The organism is Paenibacillus gallinarum (genome assembly GCF_014836635.1).
GTDB lineage: Bacteria > Bacillota > Bacilli > Paenibacillales > Paenibacillaceae > Paenibacillus > Paenibacillus gallinarum.
Genome location: NZ_JACSQL010000012.1, coordinates 74,397 through 99,168, shown reverse-complemented (window position 1 = coordinate 99,168; position 24,772 = coordinate 74,397). Strand labels below are relative to the sequence as shown.

General features: G+C 35.2%; 20 protein-coding genes and 1 pseudogene. 16 read left to right on the top strand and 5 right to left on the bottom strand.

The window, feature by feature from the left end:
* Positions 1–11 precede the first annotated feature (11 nt).
* The 5 genes from H9647_RS20630 to H9647_RS20610 all read left to right on the top strand — a co-directional run bounded on the left by H9647_RS20630 (position 12) and on the right by H9647_RS20610 (position 12,486).
* A complete protein-coding gene (locus H9647_RS20630; RefSeq protein ID WP_191803578.1) occupies positions 12–662 on the top strand; it encodes a hypothetical protein in 651 nt (216 codons plus the stop codon).
* Between the two features lie 17 nt (positions 663–679).
* Positions 680–2,248, top strand: a complete 1,569-nt coding sequence (locus H9647_RS20625) for a hypothetical protein (protein WP_191803576.1) — start codon at positions 680–682, stop codon at positions 2,246–2,248.
* Positions 2,249–2,269: 21 nt separating this feature from the next.
* A complete protein-coding gene (locus H9647_RS20620; RefSeq protein WP_191803575.1) occupies positions 2,270–2,557 on the top strand; it encodes an AbrB/MazE/SpoVT family DNA-binding domain-containing protein in 288 nt (95 codons plus the stop codon).
* 439 nt (positions 2,558–2,996) lie between these two features.
* Positions 2,997–4,124 carry a non-hydrolyzing UDP-N-acetylglucosamine 2-epimerase gene (wecB, locus tag H9647_RS20615; protein WP_191803641.1) on the top strand — a complete coding sequence of 376 codons (1,128 nt, stop codon included), beginning with the start codon at positions 2,997–2,999 and terminating at the stop codon, positions 4,122–4,124.
* A 7,843-nt stretch (positions 4,125–11,967) separates the two neighbouring features.
* Entirely contained in the window at positions 11,968–12,486 is a 519-nt protein-coding gene (locus H9647_RS20610; RefSeq protein WP_191803573.1) for a hypothetical protein, read from the top strand.
* A 537-nt stretch (positions 12,487–13,023) separates the two neighbouring features.
* Here H9647_RS20610 and H9647_RS20605 read toward each other — a convergent pair.
* A complete protein-coding gene (locus tag H9647_RS20605) occupies positions 13,024–13,686 on the bottom strand; it encodes a type II CAAX endopeptidase family protein (protein ID WP_191803571.1) in 663 nt (220 codons plus the stop codon).
* 81 nt (positions 13,687–13,767) lie between these two features.
* Between H9647_RS20605 and H9647_RS20600 the strand changes: the two genes are divergently transcribed.
* Entirely contained in the window at positions 13,768–14,172 is a 405-nt protein-coding gene (locus tag H9647_RS20600) for a tyrosine-type recombinase/integrase (protein ID WP_225229449.1), read from the top strand.
* Here the strand turns inward: H9647_RS20600 and H9647_RS20595 are convergent.
* Positions 14,098–14,475 (bottom strand): phage integrase N-terminal SAM-like domain-containing protein, encoded by a 378-nt coding sequence (locus tag H9647_RS20595; RefSeq protein ID WP_225229448.1) that lies wholly within the window; start codon positions 14,473–14,475, stop codon positions 14,098–14,100. The genes H9647_RS20600 and H9647_RS20595 overlap by 75 nt on opposite strands.
* Positions 14,476–15,277: 802 nt before the next feature.
* Here H9647_RS20595 and H9647_RS20590 point away from each other — a divergent pair.
* The 10 genes and pseudogenes from H9647_RS20590 (at position 15,278) to H9647_RS20545 (ending at position 23,333) form a co-directional block, all read left to right on the top strand.
* A complete protein-coding gene (locus H9647_RS20590) occupies positions 15,278–15,817 on the top strand; it encodes a winged helix-turn-helix transcriptional regulator (RefSeq protein WP_191803569.1) in 540 nt (179 codons plus the stop codon).
* A gap of 277 nt (positions 15,818–16,094) precedes the next feature.
* On the top strand, positions 16,095–17,258 hold the full coding sequence (locus H9647_RS20585; protein WP_160035258.1) for a hypothetical protein: 1,164 nt from the start codon (positions 16,095–16,097) through the stop codon (positions 17,256–17,258).
* Between the two features lie 25 nt (positions 17,259–17,283).
* Positions 17,284–17,724 carry a hypothetical protein gene (locus H9647_RS20580; protein WP_160035260.1) on the top strand — a complete coding sequence of 147 codons (441 nt, stop codon included), beginning with the start codon at positions 17,284–17,286 and terminating at the stop codon, positions 17,722–17,724.
* Between the two features lie 129 nt (positions 17,725–17,853).
* Complete coding sequence (locus H9647_RS20575) at positions 17,854–19,065, top strand: S-layer homology domain-containing protein (RefSeq protein ID WP_160035262.1); 1,212 nt, start codon at positions 17,854–17,856, stop codon at positions 19,063–19,065.
* Between the two features lie 453 nt (positions 19,066–19,518).
* Complete coding sequence (locus H9647_RS20570) at positions 19,519–20,034, top strand: hypothetical protein (protein WP_160035264.1); 516 nt, start codon at positions 19,519–19,521, stop codon at positions 20,032–20,034.
* 107 nt (positions 20,035–20,141) lie between these two features.
* Positions 20,142–20,702 carry a Uma2 family endonuclease gene (locus H9647_RS20565; protein WP_160035266.1) on the top strand — a complete coding sequence of 187 codons (561 nt, stop codon included), beginning with the start codon at positions 20,142–20,144 and terminating at the stop codon, positions 20,700–20,702.
* Between the two features lie 259 nt (positions 20,703–20,961).
* Positions 20,962–21,251: pseudogene (locus H9647_RS20560) on the top strand (IS3 family transposase); the annotation flags it as partial.
* A gap of 530 nt (positions 21,252–21,781) precedes the next feature.
* Positions 21,782–22,549 carry a hypothetical protein gene (locus tag H9647_RS20555; protein ID WP_191803565.1) on the top strand — a complete coding sequence of 256 codons (768 nt, stop codon included), beginning with the start codon at positions 21,782–21,784 and terminating at the stop codon, positions 22,547–22,549.
* 249 nt (positions 22,550–22,798) lie between these two features.
* On the top strand, positions 22,799–22,954 hold the full coding sequence (locus tag H9647_RS20550) for a hypothetical protein (RefSeq protein ID WP_191803563.1): 156 nt from the start codon (positions 22,799–22,801) through the stop codon (positions 22,952–22,954).
* A 13-nt stretch (positions 22,955–22,967) separates the two neighbouring features.
* The gene (locus H9647_RS20545) at positions 22,968–23,333 is read left to right on the top strand and encodes an epimerase (RefSeq protein WP_191803561.1); all 366 of its coding nucleotides are present in this window, start codon (positions 22,968–22,970) and stop codon (positions 23,331–23,333) included.
* 83 nt (positions 23,334–23,416) lie between these two features.
* On the opposite strand, the gene H9647_RS20540 is transcribed toward H9647_RS20545, so the two are convergent.
* The 3 genes from H9647_RS20540 to H9647_RS20530 form a co-directional block, all read right to left on the bottom strand.
* Positions 23,417–23,809 (bottom strand): DDE-type integrase/transposase/recombinase, encoded by a 393-nt coding sequence (locus H9647_RS20540; RefSeq protein ID WP_191803559.1) that lies wholly within the window; start codon positions 23,807–23,809, stop codon positions 23,417–23,419.
* A complete protein-coding gene (locus H9647_RS26225) occupies positions 23,806–24,096 on the bottom strand; it encodes an IS3 family transposase (protein WP_191803557.1) in 291 nt (96 codons plus the stop codon). The genes H9647_RS20540 and H9647_RS26225 overlap by 4 nt, the downstream gene beginning before the upstream one ends.
* Before the next feature lie 104 nt (positions 24,097–24,200).
* The gene (locus tag H9647_RS20530; protein WP_225229445.1) at positions 24,201–24,545 is read right to left on the bottom strand and encodes a transposase; all 345 of its coding nucleotides are present in this window, start codon (positions 24,543–24,545) and stop codon (positions 24,201–24,203) included.
* Between the last annotated feature and the right edge of the window lie 227 nt (positions 24,546–24,772).

Here is a 24,772-nt window from a genome sequence, read left to right as displayed (position 1 = left end):
GGGTTTAATAGATGAAAAAACTTATCTTATTGGCAGCTTCATTTATGATCGTTTTGTCAGGATGCGGTAAAGAAGAAAACACACCATCTACAGTTCCACTAGGTGCCGAAAAACAGGTTCAGGAACCGGCTAAGCAGATAGAAGAACCTGAAAGAGAAGCGGTATTTAAAAATGAGGACATTGATCAGGCGAAGAAAATGGCACAACAATACGTTGCTGCGCTTACTGAATTTCATGGGCGTAAAGCTCACACAACGTCAGATATAGAAGGTTTACAAAGAGAAATGTCTGAGAAAATAAAATCCACAATTTATATCCACTCACAATCACGTATTTTACAAGTAAGTGGAGTCGAAATAAGTGAAAAAAATATTTTAGAACTAGGTGCTTCACGTTTTGGACTGCTCTTAGACGATCATAAAGAAGTTTATTACCCAAAACTTAATGTCAGTGAATTAATAATTCCCATGTCTTATGTATTTCCAGGTAAAGATACGAACGATCCTAAGTTGTATAAGATACATTTTGTGAAAACTAATGGCCAAGTACAAATTATAAAAGATGGTTTTTTTATAGGAGGACCAGACCTTGAAAAGAAGGATCAGGAGGAAGTTTACCCTTACAACGCAGAGAAACTTAAAAATGATCTTAAAATACAGTGAAAGGAGTGAGAGTTTAAATGCAGTCAACCATTAATAAATATGGTGAAATTGAAGTCATTGGTAACGAAGTTCACTACAGTATACCGCTATCCTACACGGACTTTGATAGCCTTGATGAACTGGAAATGGTATATAAACAAAAAGGGACTTCCCTGGCTGTTTACAGCCACTACCTGTTTGCACATGATATAACGCTTGTAACTAACAGGCTTGTGTTTACTTATTATCTAGAGAATATGAAATCATTTTATTATTTGCGTCAATTATATTTTGAAGACCAAGTTTATTATTTCCGTTCTTTTATCGAACTGGCTAAAAACAATCATAATACAGCAATCTTGTGGGATAAAAATAACCTTTTTGTAGATCTAACAGATAGTAAAGTAAAGGCTTTAGTCTTTGAATTTAGTGGTCATAGTCTTTACAATATTCCTCCAACGCTTGATGGACTCAAAGAGGTGATCTTGTTATCTTTAACTACGCTTTTCCGGGTTTTAGGTAAGCCGCGGCTGACCGACTTTATTGACCAAAGGGATATGGTTATTCGATTTGCTGAACAGGTTCTTAGAGCCGATTCAGTTCAGGAGATCGAGCGTGTTTTGGAAGAGACCATTGTAAATATAGAACGCCAGGAAGAGATCCGCCTTGAATATGAAGAAAGCTTAAAGCAAATGAAGTTCTTTGAAAGACGTAGAGAGATTAGAAAAGCTAAAGCTGCCGGTAAATTAACAGCTGCAACTATATCTGATTTTGTTGAGAAGCCAAACCGTGGTCTACGATCTAAAGAAAATTCAAATCAAAAGAAGCAGGCCAATCATGAAGAAAAACAAGGTTTCTTCAATTCAAAATACTTTTTCTTAGGATCCGCCGGAGTAGCTGCTGTTCTACTTACAGTGAACATACTCTCCCCTACCGATCCAAATGTAAATGCTTCAGCGTTGAACAATTCTCAGGTTGAAAAAGAAGAGAAATCGGTTCTAAGCTCAGATGAGGTTGCTGATATTTACCGTAAGGTAATAAACGGTGAAAATGAAGCTGCTATAACCATACTTGAGACAGCGGGATTTGAACACTTAGCTGATACAGAAAGGAAGCAATTAGTTCAGTTATACGAAAAAGAAGGACAGTATCATAAGATTTTGCAGTTGGATCCAAGTCAGACCGATATTGATATGGTTGTAAAGAAAATGATAGAGAAAAAAGAGATAGAGCAACTAAAGGAGCTTCAGTCACGTTTCCCAGCAAATGCACCAATTAACTATGAGGTTGCCTATATGACGGCTAAATACGATACGGTAATTAGTCTAGCAAGTGATATTGATTTAACAGATAGTGAACTGGCAGAAAGAAGAAAAAGTCAGCTGTTAATTTCCTATCTTTGGTCAGGACTCCTTGAAGAAGCTCGAGAATTAGCCGCGGATGACTCAAAAATGATAAAAAAAGTGAGTCAATTTGAATCAAGCAGCCAAAAAATTAAAGATTTGAATAACTCTTTAGATATTGCTCAAGACAAGGGTGATGAAAAAGAGGTGAAGGAGCTGAAGCAGAAAATCAATCAGATTAAAACTAACATAAACAGAATCTGACTAAGGGCAGGGGTTGATCATTTGCAAAAAAAGTATATTCGGAGTCTTGATGATATAGGGAGAATTGTACTTCCTAAGCAGATTCGTAATGAACTTCACTTGGGAGAAAAACAAATGTTTGAAGTGTACAGTGATGGTGAGAGAATTATACTAGAGAAGTATGATAACCTTGAACCCTGTATAGTAACGGGGGAATCCACTAAATCAAATCATACGTTTGCTTTTGGTCACGGTACAGTTACACTCAGTCCATCGGGTTTAAAGCAATTACTTGAAGAACTTAGTAATTATAAATATGGAGAAGACTAAAGTGGAGCCGGTCCTACGGGGCGGGTTCTTTTATTTACAATTAGTTACACGTACGTATACGTATACGTGTACGTGTACGTACATGTACTAGATTGATAGATCGAACATGACCACACAAGCGATTTCACAGCTGATCAGACAAAATACAAAGTAATGATCAATATTTAGGGGATAAAATAGTATCCTAAAAGGAGACTCTTTTAATCACCAGACTATCGGATGGTTGGCAGATTAGAGAAAGCTTGCTGTAGTTAGAGGTCTTGTTTAAGTGAATATATAGGAGAGAAGGGCGTTGATTTCAACTAGAACCCTTTTTTTAAAATATTTACTATATTTTAAATTTATGGTTGTTGGATTAGTGTAGAATCAATGTATAGATCATTAGTGTTCTATACATTGATGAGAAGTAGCTCTGAGGAGGAGAATTCCAGTGAAAGTAATGGCTATTTTTGGCACTAGACCTGAAGGAATTAAGATGGCACCAGTAGTAAAGGAACTAATGAGCAGAGAAGATGTTGAGTGTATCTTTTTAAACACCGCCCAACACCGGGAAATGTTGGACCAAGTATTAGAATTGTTTGAAATTAAACCTGACTTTGATTTGAATCTGATGAAGGACCGTCAGACGCCGATTGAACTCACTTCAAAAATGCTGGTTGAAATTACAAAAGTTTTAGAAGAAACGAATCCTGATTTGGTTCTTGTTCATGGTGATACAGCTACTACCTTCGCGGGAGCATTTGCAGCTTTCCAAAGACAAATCCCTGTAGGGCATGTAGAGGCGGGACTACGCACCGAGGATATTTATTCCCCCTTCCCTGAAGAAGCCAATAGACAGCTGGTGGGTCGGATTACGACACACCACTTCGCTGCAACAGAAACCAATCGTGAAGCTTTGCTTAGGGAAAATATCAGGCCTGAAAATATCTATGTTGTAGGAAATTCAGTTATCGATGCTCTGCTACAAGTTACAAGTAAAGTATTCGCCTTTGAGGAACCGCTAAAATCTATTATGGAATCAGGGAAACGTACTATTCTGATGACTACACATCGTAGAGAGAACCTCGCTCAGCTTAAAGGAGTATATAGCGCAATTAATCGCATTCTGGTAGAACATGAGGATGTGCAAATTGTTTTCCCAGTACATAAGAACCCTGCCGTTCGTGATGAGATTGCTAAACATTTAAATTTAAATGAACGCACTCACTTAGTTGAACCACTGGACTATGAGGTGTTTGCTCACCTTATGAAGGAAGCCTATTTAATTTTCACGGATTCCGGTGGTATTCAGGAGGAGGCTCCTGCACTTGGTAAGCCTGTTTTGGTGGCTCGGAATAATACAGAACGTCCGGAAGGTGTAGAAGCCGGTACACTTAAACTGTGTGGCACAGATGAATCGGTAGTATACAAAGAGCTCAAAGAACTTCTCACTAATCCTGCTGCTTATGAAAAAATGAGTGGTGCCAAGAATCCGTATGGTGATGGGACTACGAGTGAAAAGATAGCAGATATTATCATGAAAAAAATAAGGGAAGAGAAAAGCGCTAGAGAAACTGTTTATTCTTAAGATGTTCATCGTAGAACAAAGCTATATTATAAATGCCCAAGTGCTTCATATCTTTCATTTTTTTGATTTGAGAAATGTAGGTAGGAGAGGTTGTGGTAACAGCTACCGGACCGCCATTTTCTCTGCTCGGTACTTCAGTGCGAATAACATTTTTTCGAAAAAGCAAACACGCTCATTCGGCGGTTTGCTTTTTGGCATTTCAAAGGTATATCGTCAAATCATTACTAGTCAATTCGTATGGTTCAAATAGTACCTGAGGACGCTATAGGGGAAGGATATAACCTCCCAATAGTTAACTGTCCTCTAGGTAGTTTAGGGGAAGTGATAGCAGCTCTAAGCAAAATTGTTGAAAACAGAATCAACGAGGAGGATTCTAATGATGTCCTTGAAATAAATTACACGTACATACACGTATACGTATACGTGTACGTACGTGTAATTAGAGATGAACTAAATTAGATTATTATCATACGGATAGTCCCATGAGCTTAGTTTGTTCATGGACGATACGATTATGAATGATTGCAGAGTAAACGATCGAGCAGTTCAAAGGGTCATATCGCGACGTCATTGCTTAGTAAATTCATAACAATATAGCAAGGTTCATATAGCAACTGTGGTCGCTATAGAAGTTATAAGGATTGCCACTAGTTAACTGATCTCTAGGTAATCAAGAGAAGTGATAGCTGCACTAAAATATTGATGAGAGCGGAACCAATTAGAAAATTCTACACATCTCCTTAAAATGATTTACACGTACGTACACGTATACGTGTACGTACGTGTAGTTCAATATGAACTAAATAAGATCATTATTATGGGATAGATACATGAGCTAGGTTTGTTGTCATGGACGATACGATTATGAATGTTTACAGAGTAAACGATCGACCAGTTTAAAAGGTCATATCGCGACATTATTGCTAATTAATACAAAACAATCTTGTATGCTTCAAAAAGCAGCTTAGAACGATATAATAGCTATCCACTCTAGATCAGAGATTGGATAGCTACTTATAAGCCAATATTAATGTGAGTAGAACCAAAAAAGCTTTAACTAGTATATTATTCAAATAAAGCACACGTACGTACACGTGTACGTACGTGTACTAAGTTAAGTTTGTAGTCATGTACATCGTGTGTTTGTATAGTAATAGATGCCGAACATCTCAAAAACCATAATTTCTAATCAAGCTAATCATCGCTATAGAGACTATAAAAGACTACTTGATAAACTGTTCTCTAGGTAGTCAATAGAAGTGATACCTGCTCTAAGCAATATTGATGAGAACTGATCGAAGAGAATTTAACTCATCTCCTTAAAATAATTAACACGTACGTGTAGTAGAAGACGAACTAAATTAGATCATTATTATGTGGAATAAACTCATGAGCTGAGTTTGTTGTCATAGACGATACAACAATGAATGCCTGAATCAAATACTAGGCTTAGGACGCTATAGAGGCTATAGTAACTACCCATTAGTTAACTGTTCTCTAGGTAGATAAGAAGAAGTGATAGCTAATAGCTATCCTAAGCAATATTGATGAGAGCAGAACCAACGATGAGTATTCTACTAATATACCTGAAATAAATTACACGTACGTACACGTATACGTACGTGTAGTAGAAGATGAACAGAATTAGATCAATATCATAGGGATAGACATATGGGCTGTGTTTTTTGTCATAGTCGCTACAACTATGAATGTAAGATTCAGATAGCGGCTTAGGACGCTATAGAAACTATCAAACTATCCACTAGCTAACTGTTCTCTAGGTAGATCAGAGAGTGATAGCTGCTCTAAGCAAATTGATGAGAGCAGAACCAACGACGAGTATTCTACTCATACCCTTGAAATAATTTACACGTATACGTATACGTACGTGTAGTTGAAGATGAACAGAATTAGATCATTATCAGAGAGATAGATATCTGACCTGAGTTTGTTGTCACGGACGAAATTGTTTGCAGAGTAAAAAATCGATTTAGCAGTTCAAAGGGTCATTTTGTGACATCATTGCTATATAGCAATGTAGCAAGAGTCAGATAGCAGCTGTGGTAGCTATAGAAGCTATAAGGACTACCCGCTAGTTAACTGTTCTCTAGGTAAACAAGAGAAGTGATGCTGCATTAAGTAATATTGATGAGAGCGGAACGAATGAAGAGAATTCTATTCATCTCTTTGAAGTAATTCACACGTACGTACTATGAATGTTTTGCAGAGTAAAGTATCGACCAGTTCAAAAGGTCGTATCTCGATCATTGTTAGTCAATACAAAACAATCTTGTATGCTTCAAAAAGCAGCTTAGTACCGATATAACAGCTACCCACTCTAAATCAAATTGATAGCTACTTATAAGCTAATATTAAGTTGAACAGAACCAATAGAGCTTTAAACTAGTATATTATTCAAATAAAGAACACATACGTACACGTGTACGTACGTGTACTAAGCTAAGTTTGTAGTTATGTACACCGTGTGTTTGTATAGTAATAGATGCCGAACATATCAAAAACCATAACCTCTAATCAATTTATACAATCGAATATGACACATATCAACTGTGGTCGCTATAGAGGCTATAAAAGACTACTGGCTAGTTAACTGTTCTCTAGGTAGCAATAAGAAGTGATACCTGCTCTAAGCAATATTGAAGAGAACTGAACGAAGAGAATTCTACTCACATCCTTGAAATAAATTGCACGTACGTACACGTATACGTACGTGTAATGGAAAATGAACTGAATTGGATCGCTATCATAGCTAGGGATAGATCTATGAGCTGGGTTGGTTTTCATAGACGATATAACCATGAAAGTATGCATCTGATACTAGCATAGGACGCTATAGAGGGTATAGAACCCCTGCTTACTAATTAACTGTTGTTCTTTAGGTAAGTCAAGAGATGTGATACTTGCTCTACTCAAGTATTGATTAGAGCCGAACCAACGACGAGCATTTTACTGAGATCCTTGAAATAAATTACACGTACGTACACGTATACGTACGTGTAATGGAAAATGAACTGAATTGGATCGCTATCATAGCTAGGGATAGATCTATGAGCTGGGTTAGTTTTCATAGACGATATAACCATGAATGTGTGAATCTGATACTAGCATAGGACGCTATAGGCTATAGAAGCCTACCAACTAATTAACTGTTCTCTAGGTAAATCAGGCGAAGTGATACTTGCTCTAAGCAATACTGATGAGACCAGCACGAAGAGAATACTTCTCACACCCTTTAAATAATTTACACGTACGTACACGTATACGTACGTGTAGTTGAAGAAGGACAGTATTAGATCATTATCATAGGGATAGATACTTGAACTGAGTTTGTTGTCATGGATGATAAATCTAATGAATGTTTACAGAGTAACGATCGAGCAGTTCACAGGATCATATCACGACACATTGCTTACTTAGTATGATTCAGATAGCAGCTGTGGACGCTATGAGGCTATAGAAACTACCTACTAGTAGCTGTTCTCTAGGTAAATCAGGCGAAGTGATACTTACTCTAGAATATTGATGAGAGCAGAACCAACCAATAGTATTCTACTCATCTCTTTGAAATGATTTACACGTACGTACACGTATACGTACGTGTAGTAGAAGATGAACTGAATCAGATCATTATCAAAGCTAGAATAGACGAATGAGCTGAGTTTGTAGTCATAGAGGATACGACTATGAATGTTTGCTGAGGGTCATATGACGACACATTGCTTAGTAAGATTTAGATAGCAGCTGTGGACGCTATACAAGCTACGAAGTAATAGCTGCACTAAGCTGAAGAGAGCCGAACCAACAACGAGCATTCTACTGATATCCCTGAAATAAATTACATGTACGTACACGTATACGTATGTGTAATAGAAAACTGAATAGGATCACTATCATAGCTAGGGATAGATCTATGAGCTGGGTTGTTTTCATAGACGATATAACCATGGATGTGTGAATCTGATACTAGCTTAGGACACATAGAGGCTATAGAAGCCTACCAACTAATTAACTGTTCTCTAGGTAAATCAGGAGAAGTGATACTTGCTCAAGCAATATTGATGAGAGCAGCACGAAGAGAATTCTTCTCAAATCCTTGAAAATAAATTACACGTACGTACACGTATACGTACGTGTAATAGAAAATGAACTGAATTGGATCGCTATCATAGCTAGGGATAGATCTATGAGCTGGGTTGGTTTTCATAGACGATATAACCATGGATGTGTGAATTTGATACTAGCTTAGGACGGACACTATAGAGGCTATAGAAGCCACTAACTAATTAACTGTTCTCTAGGTAAATCAGGAGAAGTGATACTTGCTCTAAGCAATATTGATGAGAGCAGCACGAAGAGAATTCTGCTTAAATCCTGAAAATAAATTGCACGTACGTACACGTATACGTACGTGTAGTATAAGATGAGTCATAGCTAGGGATAGACATATGAGCTAGGTTGGTTGTTATAGACGATATAACTATGAAAGAGCGTATCAGCTTAGGACGCTATAGAGGCTATAGAAACTACCCACTAGTTAAATATAGCAAGGTTCAGATAGCAGCTCTGGTAGCTAAAGAAGTTATAAGTATTACCCACTAGTTAACCGTTCTCTAGGTAATTAAGAAAAGTGATAGCTGCTCTAAGCAATATTGATAAGAACTGAACCAATGAAGAGGATTCTACTGAATGATATTCTTGAAATAAATTACACGTACGTACACGTATACGTACGTGTATTAGAAAATAAACTGAATTAGATCATTATCAAAGGGATACATGAACTGAGTTTGTTGTCATGGACGATCAAACTAATGAATGTTTGCATAGTAAACGATCAAGCAGTTCAAAGGGTCATATCGCGACATCATTGCTAGTAAATTCAAAACAATATAGCAAGATTGGTCGCTATAGAAGCTATAAGAACTACCCACCAGTTAACTGTTCTCTAGGTAATGAAGAGAAGTGATAGCTGCTCTAGCGCAATATGGATGAAGACTGAACCAACGAAGAGAATTCCACTCATCTTCTTGAAATAATTAACACGTACGTACACGTATACGTACGTGTAGTAAAAGATGAGTTGAATTGGATTACTATCATAGCTAGGGATAGGTATATGAGCATGAGCTGGGTCGGTTGTCATAGACGATAATAACTATGAATGTGGGTATCACACTTAGGACGCTATAGAGGCTATAGAAACTACCCACTAGTTAACTGTTTTCTAGGATGATAGCTAATAGCTATTCTAAGCAATATTGATGAGATCAGAACCAACGAAGAGAAATCAACTCATCTCCTTGAAATGATTTACAAGTACGTACACGTATACGTACGTGTAGTAGAAGATGAACAGAATTAGATCATTATCAAAGCTAGAATAGACGAATGAGCTGAGTTTGTAGTCATAGAGGATACGACTATGAATGTTTGCTGAAGGTCATATCACGACACATTGCTTGGTATGATTCAGATAGCAGCTGTGGACGCTATAGAGGCTATCGAAACTACTTACTAGTTAGCTGTTCTAGTTAAATCAGAAGAAGTGTTACTTGCTCTAAGCAATATTAATGAGAGCAGCACGAAGAGAATTCTGCTCAAATCATTGATAATAAATAACACGTACGTACACGTATACGTACGTGTAGTAGAAGATGAACAGAATTAGATCATTATCAAAGCTAGAGTAGACGAATGAGTTGAGTTTGTAGTCATAAAGGATACGTCTATGAATGTTTGCAGAGTAAAGTATCGAGCAGTTCGAAGGGCCATATCAATTGCTGTATGATTTAGATAACAGCTGGGGACGCTTCAGAGGCTATAAGGATTACCACTAGTTTACTGTTCTCTAGGTTATCAGGAAAAGTTAAACCTGCTCTATTCAATATTGATGAGAGCAGAACCAACGAAGAGATACTCTACTGATATCCCTGAAACAAATCTACACGTACGTGTACGTACGTGTAGATGAAAATGAACTGAATAAGATCATTTTCATAGTTATGGATATACATATGAACTAGATTTGTTGTCATAGACGATATAACTAGGATTGTAAGATTTAGATAGCAGCTTAGGACGCTATAGAAACTGTCCACTAGCTAACTTTTTTCTAGGAGGAGTGATAGCTACACTCAGCAATATTGTGATGAAAGCAGAATCAACGAGGATTAATCTACTGAAATCCTTGTAAAAACTTACACGTACGTGTAGTTGGAGGTGAGCAAATTTAGAGGCTTATCATAGGGATAGACACATGAACTGAGTTTGTTGTCATGGACGATACGGTATGAAGGTTTGCATCGAGCGGTTCAAAGGTCATATCGCGACATCATTGCTATTCAATTCAAAAAATATAGCAAGATTCAGATAGCAGATGTGGTAGCCATAGAAGCTATAAGGACTACCCACTAGTAAACTACTCTTTAGGGCGATCAAGAGAAATAATTGAGCAGATCAAATGAAGAAATTATACTAACATCCTTCAAATAAATCACACGTACGTACACGTATACGTACGTGTAGATGATGTAAATAAAATTAGATCATTATTATAGAGATAAGACAAAAGCTGGTTTATTTTCACTGGTTAGATATAGCAAGATCCAGAAAGCAGCCGTGGAAGCTATAGAAGCTATAGAAGCTAAAAGGACTACCCATTAGTTAACTGTTCTAACTGTTCTCTAAGATTATCAGGGAAGTGACATCTGCTCTTAGTGATATTGATGAGAACCGACAAAGATAATTCCACTAATAATTTTGAAAAAAACTAACACGTACGTATACGTGTATACGTACGTGCAGGATTAGAAGAACTGAACTAGATCATTATTATAGAAAGGGACATATATTGGCTGAGTTTTTTGTCATAGATGATACAGCTATGAAATTAGGTTCAGTTATTAGCAGTACGCTATAAAAAACCTACCTACTTGTTAACTGTTCTCTAGTTATCACCAGAAATGCCTTCTCTAAGCGGTAAACGTTGAGGTATAAGTATTAGACATTAAGCAGGTAGAACGAAATCCCCTGGGTGACATAAGTGAAATAATGAAAAGGTAAGAAACATATTTAACTTTTTAAAAAACGATATTCTATAATTCAAATAACGAAAGTCCTCTCGGTTTATATATTTTACACGTACGTACACGTATACGTGTACGTACGTGTTCTAAATTAAGCTAGCTATAGATACATAAGCAAGATATTGTTATGGACGATACAACTATGAATTTATTGCTGGGAATGTGTCTAACCTAGCTCCCCCTTCGTACAAGGAAGCACAAAAAGATAATTCACGTGTAAGAGATCAAATAATTATCTGATCAATCTCTTACATGTACGTGTCCAAAATGCTCAAGTAGAATCAACATAGTCAATAGTTCGCTTTTTAGCTATAAATCATACCTCTATTCACAACCAATTTGTTTAGAAATGGTAACGGAAGAAGCCCCTCTCCTCAGAACACTGATCAAAAGGTACGTGTGCTGGAATTTTGACTGGTTATATCACTACCATAGCTAGGCATAGATAACAGGATAAAGTTTCTTGTCAGACGTTAGGTCAAAAAGAGTGAAGCAATATTGATATGAGTAGAACCAATGAGAGTTTCAACTCATATTTTATTCAAATAATTAACACGTACGTATACGTATACGTGTACGTACGTGTAATCGTTATATACATTGTTAATTTAGCTTCTAAAAGACATATGAGTGGAATTTTCTTTTTCAAAGACTAGTCAAATATGATCGTATAAACCGATATATAATAGTAGGAAATGTTTCTAACTGAGCGTGCTTCTAAAGGAGAAATTTATATTATGAAAAAAATACTGAATTTTGATGGAAAAAAGTCTGATATGCTTATCGAGATACAAAGATACTCTGATTCTATTCAGAGACTGTTAATTGGAGAAGTAGGAAGAACTTCTACTGTTAATTTTATGAAGTATGGCGGTATTCAGGTTGAAATTACAATGTACGCACTTCTTGTTGGAGAAAGCAATCATTTTTTTATCTCGGTTACGAACAAGATAACTGAAAAAGGTTATTTTTTTGTTTATGAAGGTGTATGGGACCATGAACTGGTTATTAATACACTTTATAGTTACAACCTCACATGTTTTAGAGAAGCAAATTTCAAAGACCATCGTGGAATATTGAAGGAGATTGGAGACTTAATGTACCTCGTTCTTACTGAATTTGACGGGCGATTTCTTTTGAGTATTGATTATGATAACAAGGAAAAGATATTAGTGAAAAAAGATGTGTACGAAGTGCTTACAGATTTAGAATGGATTGAAGAGGTTATGGAAGAAAATATTGATATTAGTAAATGAAAGATTTCTTAAGAGTTTAATCTAAATAATATTTAATGACTTCATTATAGTGTATCTATAAATTTAGAAGCTTTATTTCATAGTAAATCATAGATCCAATAATCTCATTATGACATCAAGTCTATCAATTTAATTAGTTACGAAATACTTGCTATCTGTTACGGCTTAATCATCTTATTAAAAGTATGTTCAAAGAGTTAGTGTTTTATACATATTACAATCACAAATAAACTCGATGTATAAGAACAAACAAAAACCAGTTCATTATTTAATACAACCAAAACTGAGCTATCGTTTTGTCACTATAACCACTTTAAATTTTACGAATAAACTAGGCATATTTTAAAAAAACTTCAATAGAATAATAATGTAAAAGCAGCTGAGAAATAGCCACTTTTGATTATTCAATCAAAAGTGGCTATTTCAATTTTTGAATAATAAAGGGCTCTGTTAAAGATTAATGTTGAGAATTAAATCTCTGTATTCCATTTTCTAAATAACCACTATCGAAGGGGATGCTATTTTTCGCGTGAATTATTATAAAATGCCAAAAAGGATTAACCCTACGGTATTAATACCCAAGTTACTACACATATGTACAAACCAAGAAGTATATAAAGAATGCGATGCTTGGTTTAATAAGTGAAATACAATACCAGAAACAAACAATCCGATTATAGCTAATACAAAGACCCACCAGTCATACCAACCAATCATCATCGCTACATGATAGAGAGCAAATAAGGCAGCGCTTGTTATATATGTTAACCACCTGTTGCTTACATTGAAGAATACGGTCCCGAATCCTCGAAAGAAAAACTCTTCTAAAAACGAATTAATCAACGAAATGTACAAAGCTACTATTATAAAATTAGATGCACTTACGCCAACCGAATCATTTAAGCTGGTTGTAATATTAGAAAAATCGATGAAAGGCTTTAATAAAAAATATCCACCTACGATGATCCCGTACACAAGTCCCCCGTAGCTCAAGGATTTTCTAAAAGAACTCTTCGAAAACTTAAATAGACCGAGCAATTCTACTTTTTTACATTTCCACAATAAAACGAAAGGGACTAGACCGAAAAGAAAAATCTTAATAAACGATTTTGTTGCGTAACCTAATGCCCAAACAGCGTCTACAAATGCTAAGATCGTGCAACTAATAACAAAATATAAAAAAGTTAAAAAGAAACGCAAAATCACTCACACCTTTTATAAAAATCATAAATTTTTCTATCTTAAAATTATTTTTCAGCTATTCGGCTTTTCTATAAAGTGATGGTAAAGTTTAAAGTTGCTGCGAGCAATCCAGCAGTGGAAATCGAAAAAGCAAAAGTGGAGAAAAATCGGCAGCCTACGTATCTTCAAAAGGAAGCTCTAGATGCGTGTTTAGAACTTGTCCATGGTAGACACATTATCCGTGATATAACCATCATTGCTCTTATGGCTTATGCGGGGCTTCGAGTAAGTGAAATTGTGAAACTAAACGTTACGGATTTTGATAAAGATAATTCTAGGATTGCAGTTTTAGGAAAAGGCGATAAGTGGAGATACATTCCCCTTCCAACTGAATTAAATCAGTTATTACAAGCCTATTTAGCAAGCCGCTTAGAACCTTGGTATAGTAAAGAAACTGCATGCAGAAAGCCTCTTTCCAGCAAATTGAGGATATTGTTCCAATAATGCTGTGAAAGTTTTTTCGGCGATCGTTTGCACCATACGCTTACTGATTCTACCCCGGCGCTGTGATATAAAACGGTTACGGTAACGCGGGCCAGCACCTTTTTCACGGACCTCAGTCAGATAATACATGACATCGATATCAGTTACCTCTTTTACAGACTTTCCATCCAAACTTATTAAAAAGTGTTTTACATCATGTAGGTAACCTTTCTGAGTTTCTTTCGAATATTCACGATCTTTCATATAGGCAATAAAAAGCCTAATTTCATGGTCATATTGCTCAAAGACTTCTGCATAATCCATCAGCCTACCACCTTAAAAATCGATTTAAAACGAAATTGCGTTAAATTCTTATTTAATGAAATTTAGTATAACATTAATAAACGATATAGATAAATATGGAACCTATTAGTTTATTTAGCTTCTTATGTTATTCGATTAAGTTTCATAACTCATTATAAAAACAAACAAAACCTTTTTGGTGTATTTGTAGTCTGTAGTCTTAAGTATAGAAACAACGGTAGGAAAACAATCAGTATTTGATATAGAGGAGCAACGGCATCTGATTTTTCAATGTCGTTTCTTTTTTTATATTATTTTAAATTGTATAAATCACAAAAAGAAAATTGAGAGCGTATATATTTAATTGATTATTGTAAAGGAGGAGATTCTGGTTAATCTATCAAAGATTCCAACTGTGACAAGGTTTGTTTGACATTAGAGTCTGTTTTCCCAGCAAGATTGATATTAATTGGATCGAGAACATCCTTTGACCTTATTTTAGCGATGCTAGATCTAGCTTCCATTTTACGAATCCACAACAAAAAGTGGCGTTTAGGTGCTTCTGTTGATATCAATTAGCTTTGGTTTACTCACTAAGGACAACAATGACGGAACGAAATCACTAATTATATTTTTGCAGTATATGAAAAATTAGAAATAGAATTTATTCATCCGTACTTAGCTGATTTTTCCCGTCTTAAAAATTCTTAGTCTGTCAAAGTGTATTAATTGATCGATTCAATAAATCTAACGAGAATCTCAATACTGATCTTTACTACAATGAAAAGAGCAAGCAGATTTTTTACTCCCTTCTTCGACATTCATGATTTCAAATGAGACTGGATATACAAAGTATGATATATATAACGCTATGAATCTTTTAATTAAGTACAAGCTAATCAAAGTACATAATGTTAGTCGATGGGATAGATTTCTTTCAGAGAAGCAGATACCTGATAAACAGGTGTTAGAGATACAGTTGTTATCTATATCTGATGACAATAAGATTGGCACATTTAATAGTGAGCTATTTCAATATTATCTAGATATAGGATTGAATATTAAACATTTTATGATACACAAATTGCTGCTGAAGGATAATAAACTTACTATTGAAGATATAGCAGGTAAGACTGGATTAGATGGTGATGCAGTGTTTAAACATATTAGGCAGATGAATAGAAAGTATGTGTTGTATTCTGAGTATGTTAGAGGATCTAAATATAGCAACTATAAGTTTAAACATCGTTTATTGAAGAGTGTGAGGAATACAGAACAATTTATGGATAAGTATAAGGAAGCTACTGATATTAATATAGCAAGATGGGATAGAAAGAAAATAATGAACAATGACTCTACCTAATAAGGTGGAGTTTTTTATGTTAGCTCGCTCGTTTAAGAAAAATACCAATAATAATATGGTAATAATATTATATCACTATTTACATATTATTATTAAGTTTAATTTTTATAAACCAATTAAAGAAAATATTTCTTAATAAAATAAGAATATTATGGTATTATCTTAAAGTTGGCTTAAATTGGCTTAAATTTTAGATTAAAGGAGAGAAATTAGGTACATATCACACAAGACAATTTAACGACAAATACACATCAGAGACATACTAGGGGATAATTAAATGAAAAAAGTCGTGTTACGTAATTTGAGTACGTTTTTCGGTATTTTCGTACTATCAATGTTTTTACTTGTATCCAATACAGAGGCAGCTTCGGAAATTGAGTTGATTAGTGAGAATCCAGAGAGCGATTCAGTTATAGAGATGATGCATTATGATGATATTAAAGATAATCCTGAATTAATTCAATTTCTTGAAGAAAACAATAGAGCTGATCTATTGAAATTAGATGATATGAATTACTCTCAACAAGCTCAAGCTCTAAAACTTTCAATTTTTAATACAAGAACTTATCCTGATGGATTTGATGAAATACTTGCAAAATACGGAGAAGAGAGAGTGAATAAAACCATAGAGAAATATGGTATGGTTTATGAGCAGCCTACAATTAATACAGAAAACATTGATGTTGTTACACTTTCTGAAATGGACGAGATAACTGGAGAACCTAAAAGTGTCACCGCATGGTTCATCACTTATCAAGCACAAAGATCAGGATTTGTGGTAAATTTTACTAAGGTAGGAACAAGCAAATTAGATACAGTTAGTCTATCTCAAAAGAGATATCATAACTCTTCATATAATAATTGGCCAATGGCTGCAGCTGGCCCATTAGTAACAAAAACGCAGGTGGGTTCGGGAGTATTTAACGTATGGGCTCAATCGATGGATAAAACAACTGATTATTTTATTTATCAAATCACAGTTACAGAAAACGGTACTGTTTGGAAAGCTAGTAATTCAAGCGAAACTTTCGAGGCAGGAACGAAACGTTCTCATCAAAGATATAATTTTGAAGTAGGCATTTATGGCGACTCTACATTCAAAGCTTTAGGAGGAGAAAGACATCACTTAATTTCAGCTGATGCTTTGAAGCAAATAGGCAAAGATCCAAATAAATCCCCTGCAATAAGAATGATTTATAGAGATCACAGATTAACCCTTAATCATGGTTCCTCTACTGCAGCAGTTGCCTATAGAGCAGAAGAAGTTAGTTATTTAAAGGCTGGAAAATATGAAGAATTAATTTCGAAAAATGTGCTGGATTTCAAAAAACTTACAGATCCAGATGTAGAGAATGGTAACTTGTACAACAAATATTTTAACGAGCTACTTCTCACAATTTTAGGGTTAGAAGATTACCTTGGTATAGTTGCCTGGGATTAGAACAAAGTAAAGGAGTTTTTAGAAAATGCATAAAGTTACAATTAAGCCTGGAGAATTTGTTGGACCACTGAAATTAGGTATGTCTGAAGCGGAAATTAATCATATTTTAAACGATTTAGAATATTCTTTTTCGGTTCTTACAACCAGTTATACGAATTCAAGCTTAACTGAACTTGAAATATCAAACGATAGAACGATTGCAGCAGTCTTAGAAGGGTACAATATCGATTTATTTCAGACAAAAGTGGAAGACTTAATTCCAAAATTAAATGAAATTTCTCCATACGCTATTAATAATTTTTATAGCGAAGGGTGTCAATATGATTTTCCTGAGCTAGGCCTAAGATTGTGGAGAAGTATTGAATTGTACTCGAAGGATATAGAAAACTTACCAGAAGATGAAAAAGAAGAGCGAGCAGATAAATTATATTTTGAAACCTTCGTGATTTATCCGTCTATTAAATGATATAAATAAAAAAGAGAGCAAAGATACAATATTGCTCTCTTTTTTATTTGGATAATAGTAAAATAGTCTTATCAAATGTATAATATTGGTCGATATGTATATCAATAGTCGCAGTAAGAAGGAGAATTTATGAAAAACAAAAGTAAGATAATCGTAGCAGTAGTTTTATCATTGAGTTTGTTAGCTGGTGTACATGATGCGAGTTTAGTAAGTGCAGATGCAAAGTTTAAAGATGTATCAACATTACACTGGGCAAACAATGCTATTCAATCAGCAGTATCTAAAGGTTACTTTAAAGGTTATAGTGATGGATCATTTAAACCAAATGCACCAGTAACAAGAGAAGAATTTGCAGTATTAATGGCTCGTGTATCTAACAATGATCATGTGAATGATAGTGTAGAGTTAAAGGATGTAACAGGTAGATGGAGTGAGTCAGGAGTAAGTGAAGCAATAGCAAAAGGATTTGTAGATAGCAATACATATGTGAAGAATGGATTTAAACCACAACAAGCAATAACAAGAGTGGAAATGGTTAGATGGATGGTAGCAGGATTAGAGGTTAAGGATGAGGATTATAAGCAAGCTGTATCAGATACAATGAGTACAATTGTTCCAGTAGCTGAGTATTATAAAGGCGGATTAAGTGATAAGGATTATGGAGTAGTAAGTGTAGCGCTCGGAACTGGATTAATGAACGGATATAGTGATGGCAAGTTTAATGCGAGTAAGACGACAACGAGAGCTGAAGTAGCAGCTATACTATTGAGATATGAACAGGTACAGGATAAGAAGGCCAAGGAATATCAACAGTTAGAAGAGTTGAGGGAAGTTGGATTGACAGGTAGTAATGCAGAGAGTATGAATATGACACCAACATTACAGTCAGGAAGACCAGAAACTTTAGAGAGATTTAGAGGTGTTGAGTTCACTCTCTATAATGGTAAAGGGACTGCTTCTATTCATAATTTGATATTTGTAGATCCTAAAGATAAAAACTCACAATATCATAAGATGTTTATAGGAGAAGGAACAAGATATCAAATTGAAGATAGAAAATTGGTTGCGTTCGTCTTAGTGAAAGGTAAACCCGACGTTTTCCTAAATGATTATGCACATTGGTTAAACGGATTCGCTAGTAATGGTTGGGCTATACGTTATAAATCAGAGTCGGTAGAAAAGTATGGATTGCCTGTTATTCCACAAGAAAACCCAATGGGAAATTATCTTAAAAAGGATAAGGAGACACCTTATTGGTCATTCTTTTCTATTGCAAAAGATAGTAAAGTTGTATTTATTGGTAACAACAAATTTACTATTGGATATAGAATAAACGATTAAATTACATCGTAAAGTATATAACCTTGATAGCTAATAGTAACCATTACGATTAAATGGTAACAATTACGAATAAGAATATAATATACACTAATAATAATAATTACGATTAAGACTATGGTTTGCGGTTACCTGTTACAATGGACGAAACGACTGTTACACTATTTTGGGAAACTGTACTAGTCATTTTGCCGTAAATGTAAATACCCTGACACTATCAAAATTAATAATTTTACTGGTCAAAATCCGATTATTTGCAGCTATTCTGATGATAATTCTATTTGGTATGGAAGATATATTCTATATCATTTAGTACCGAACGAAAGAAAGTAAATGAAATAAACCAAAACAAAACTCACTATTTGAAGTATTTTAATCAAACTAGTGGGCAGCAGAATAAAATGATATGCAATAGGATATATATGAGATTAAGAACGTATATTTGGAGGATGCCGGATGAAGAGAAGAGATGCCTGGAAAACCGAAGAGGACATATTACTTTTACAAACAGTAATATCATATATATCTAAGGGCAAAACACAATTAGATGCGTTTGAATATGTAGGTGAAAAGTTAAATCGATCGGCTGCTGCAGTTGGCTTCAGGTGGAATGGAAAACTACGTGCTAAGTTTGATAATCAAATAAGAGAGGCGAAAAATAACAAAAAAATATTATCAGTTCAAAGAAACATTCTTAATGAGACTAAAGAAATTAATACAGATCAATTGCAATTAAATCAGATTATTTATTCTGTAATCTCCTTGAACGATGAATATGAGCAGATGCTTTGGTCGATAAAGGATCTGAGAGATAAAATAGATAGCATTGACAATGAAATAAAAGAGATAAAGGAAGCTAAAATACTTCTACCTAGTAATAATATAGATCTAGAGAACTTAGAAGCTCTTAAAAAGATTGTGCTAAAAACTACAGAATTATTACGAAAAGAAACGAAAAGAACTGCAATTTAAAGGTTCTTTCATTTATTGACTAGTAAGTCTATGAATATAGACGTCAACATGTGAATGTTAAATGATATACTGTAAGTAGCGAGATATTTACAAGGATGGTGAATAAAATGAAGATTCCAAATGAATCACCCATCACATATAAAGAATATTTAGAATTGAAAAGTACATCAAATAAATTGTTAGAATATATCGATGGCGTTGTTTACATGTCGCCATCTCCTAGTACGAGTCACCAGCGCATTTCCATGAAATTAAGTGTTCAGTTAGGTAGTTTATTAATGGGCAAAGAATGTGAAGTACTAGCAGCCCCATTTGATGTTGTTCTGTCTGACGAAGAAAACAATCAGAAAGTCGTAATTCCTGATTTATCTGTTATTTGTGATCCTTCTGGGTTTGACGAACAGCGATATGTTGGCGTTCCTAAACTGATCATTGAGATCATTAGCCCATCTAATCAAGCTCACGATTTAGTATTTAAGCTGAATCTTTATCAAAAATATAAAGTTCAAGAATATTGGATTGTTAATCCTCTTCAAAAGTATGTACAGGTGTTTACTTTAAATGAAGATGGTCAATATGAAATTTTGGCAAATGAGAAAAGTGGAACGATTCGTTCCTTGGTAGTCCCAGGATTTGAATTAGACGTTGAAAAAACTTTTGATTTTTAAGTAATTTAAAAGATAAGATCAACTTAAGACTCCTGCTCTCAAGAGCAATAATTCTTGACGGCTAGGAGTCTTGTTAGTATGGATTGTCTACAATTAGTTGAACAGAAAAAATAAGGGCTAGTAGAATAAAGAGAATACGATTAGGATCGGATCTACTATGCCAAAGCAAAGATGCACGTTTGCAGCAGATTTCAAAAGAAAAATGGTTCAATGTGGTTTCGCCTCGGTAGAAGGCAACTTGAGCGACATTGGGTGGCTTCATACGAATGTGGAAGTGAATTTAAGAATAGATTAATCGATGAGACTCTTACGACATTCCAAATCGGGCACTCTTTAAGGTTGAAAGGTTGTCCCTACGACAATGCCGTAGCTGAAGCCACCTACAAAGTGATGAAAACGGAATTTGTAAACCAAATGAATTTTCAAAGTCTTCACTTTCTAGAGCTGGAACTATATGATTATGTGAATTGGTTCAACAAGCATCGCATTTATGGCACATTAGGATACGTGACCCCAATTCAGTACAAAAACAAAAGCGGCATTCTTTAAAAAAGTTGTCTGGTTTAATGTTGACAGTCCAAACGGTAACGACAATCATTGCGCAATGGTAAAAATCATAGAGACATTATATAATGAATGTACTGTTATAAAATAACAGCGTTGTTATCGTAGAAGACTTCCTTTTCAGGAGGTCTTTTTTCTGTATAAATATTTAGATGGATTTTGCGGTGCAGCGTGTTTGATCGTTAGACAAGTATATAACAGTTGGGGTTAGGCTCTCACTTACAGGCAAGGAGGTGAGAGCATTATGATGGAATCACTATCTTTATTGCAGGGGCTTATAGTCCTTTCCTATGTTTATCTATACACATCCAGCATGATATAACATTCACCTATACCAAACTATATCTAACTCAAATATCTACTCATCAATGTTCCATAATAGTCCGCTATGTTCAAAGTAACACAATATGTAGTATACACTAACCTATTATTCACTCTTAAATACTACATATATACAAATAAAAATTATTACATATAATCTACCTAACTAAATAATATTAAAAAGGGGTGTAGTATTGGTAGATAATAATTTCTTTAACTCTGAGCAACATCAACGAATGAATGAATATCTTGAGAGACAAAATAAGCTTCTGGCACCTTACTTAGAGACGCAACAAAGAATAGTATCGATATACAATTCAGAAGGATATCAAGCAGCATTGAAAGCGACTGAAATATGGAACAATCAATCTATTAATCCGATCACCCTTGATTTGAATAGTATGGTAAGCGATTTATCGCATAATATCAATTCAATTAAATTTGCTTTACCTGCATTAGAGACGATTGAAAACTTACCTGATTACAGTGATCTACTAAACAGAGTGGAGTATACCTTATCCAACTATGAGAATAATGAAACTTTACAGAGATTACTTTCTGAAGAAGTACCAGTACAGACATGTGATAAATTTAAGAATGTAATTACGAATGGATATTCACATGTTAAGGCCGAGATAGTAGATATAGTTAGAAAGGATAAGCCAGAGGATAGACCAACTTGGGCAATATTATTGGTTATTATTATGCGTGAAATTTCTAAACCGCTCATTCCTATTGCAATAACTACTACACTAGCTACTTCATGGAATGCAGAGACTAATACAACGAATGATATAACGAACAAAACAACCATCAACAATTATACTACTGTCAATCATGTTTCCAATAAAGCGACAAATGTTAATGTTGATTATAACGAACAAACGAATCTTACATTAGAAGAACAGCAACAAATGATCGAATGTTTGAATGATTTCCTGGATACGATATGTAAAAAATAATCTTTAGAACCAGATCTATGCTGACCAAGCATTGCTCTTCCTTGTTAGCTAAATATAGGCCAGTTTACGTATCCGAGTCCTATGGTGCAGCAATTAAAATAAGTAGTAAGTATGAACCACCACTAATTGAACACAAGAAAGTAGAGTCTATCAATAAAAGATTAACAGACTCATAAACAACAAAGCCTATATAGAAAAGCGATTAAACAGTTAGAAGAATTTATAGAAGAAGTGGTTGAAAGTGGAAGAGTGAACTCAATACAAGAGCATACTCGAATTGCGGTAGAAGCATTAATAGCAGGGGGAGCAACACGGCAAGAAGCTAGAGATTTAGTTGCGGAGTCTCTTAAAAACTTACGTCATCAAGGTGTCAAAGTTCCTAGTAATATACCTTGGTATAAATAAGGAGTGGAATAAAATGAGTGATAATAAACCGGTATTAGATTTTTTTGGTCAATTTTTAATGGAAAGAATAAGAGATGAAGCTATAGATGATTGGGAAAGAATATTCCAAGGTAAGATGAGAGATAATGAATCGAAAAAAATATTTGAAACATTAAGCACGTTTAGTCCTGAACAAGTTCAATTTATCGCTAATTTGTTTCCTAAAATTGTTGATACGACTTTACATCATTTTTTATGGACATTAGAACAAGAAGAAGACATTAATGTACTGGTTAAAGCAACAGAAAGTAAGTATTCTAATATTAGAGAAATCAGTGATGGTTTAGCTGGAGAATTATACACTGAGGATGGATGGATTTCACGCTTCAGTAATAAATAGAAATAAAAAACCTTGATTGCCTCATGGTCAAGACCCCATTTTGTAGACATTGAAAAAAGACCCTAGGCGGTAAACTGGCGTCGCTACTCTACCGGCGTCAGTTTTTTTAGTTTCCGTTGTGGCCGTCTTCGGTTATAGAAATGGATAAATTTCTCCATTCTCCTTTGTGCCTCTACCAGATTTCGTATATCATAAGGGTAGAGACCTTCCGTTTTGAGATGCGAGAAGAAACTCTCCATAGAGGCGTTGTCTAGGCAATTGCCTCGGCGAGACATGCTAATTTGGGCGCCAACCTTTGGTAGCATGTCGTGGTAAGCATGAGACGTGTATTGGAATCCTTGGTCGCTATGAACGACTAGTCCAGTCACGTCTTTTTGTTTAGAAAAGGCTCTTGCGAAGGTCTGAAGTACCAGCTCATTGTCATTACGCTCACTAAGTTGGTAGGCTACAATCTCGTTATTGAATAGGTCTTTCACTGCCGAGAGATACAACCAGCGCTGCCTACTCGGTATTGGGTCACATCCGTCACCCATTTCTGGTTTGGTTTTTCAGCCGTAAAATTACGCTTAAGCAGATTATCAGCAACACGCTCGGCTGCCTGGTATGTCGCGTTAAATCGGCGTTTCCGGCGAATGCTGGCTTGAATACCCATCTTTTGCATCAGGCGTAGTACCTTCTTGTGATTCATCCATACACCTTTATCCTGCCACAAGAATAACTGGATCTGTCGATAGCCATATTTCCCTTCATAGCGTTTGTACACCGTGCGGATGAGTTGTTTAGCCTCGGCATCTCGGTCGTTCTTCTTCCTCTTTACATATGCATAGTAGCCGCTTCTAGAGACGCCAAGAAGCTTGCAATGTTCCGCTATGTGGCCGATGTTCGCCGTTTGTTCGATGAGTCTGAAGCGTTGCTCTTTCCCTCCTGCATCCAGATTTTCAAATACTTTTTTAGTATGGTATTCTCCCGTTTCAGCTGCTGAACATATCGCTCCTGATCTAAATACTCTTTTCGTCTTCCTCGTTGATCCAACAAACCAAACTCACCTTGTTCACGGTATTTCCGCATCCAACATTTCATTCGGTCCTGATCATGAATTCCTAAATGATCGCTGATTTGCCGATACGTCCATTGTTCCTCTACGTGCAAACGAATTGCCTCCATCTTGAGTTCCTCAGAATATGTCTTAAACTTTTGACCTTTCATTGCCATAAAAAATACACCCCCTAGAATTTCATCGGTTAAACCCAGGGGTTTTTCCAATGTCTATTCTATGGGGTGCACTTCATCATGCCTTCAAGGTTTTTTATTTTGTTATAAGTAATTTATTATACATTAATTAGGTATATATAACTATTAACATATAATTTAAAAAGTGATAATATAAACCCCGCTTGAAAATTTTTACTTTATTAAAAATAATAGGCTTGAATTAGGAG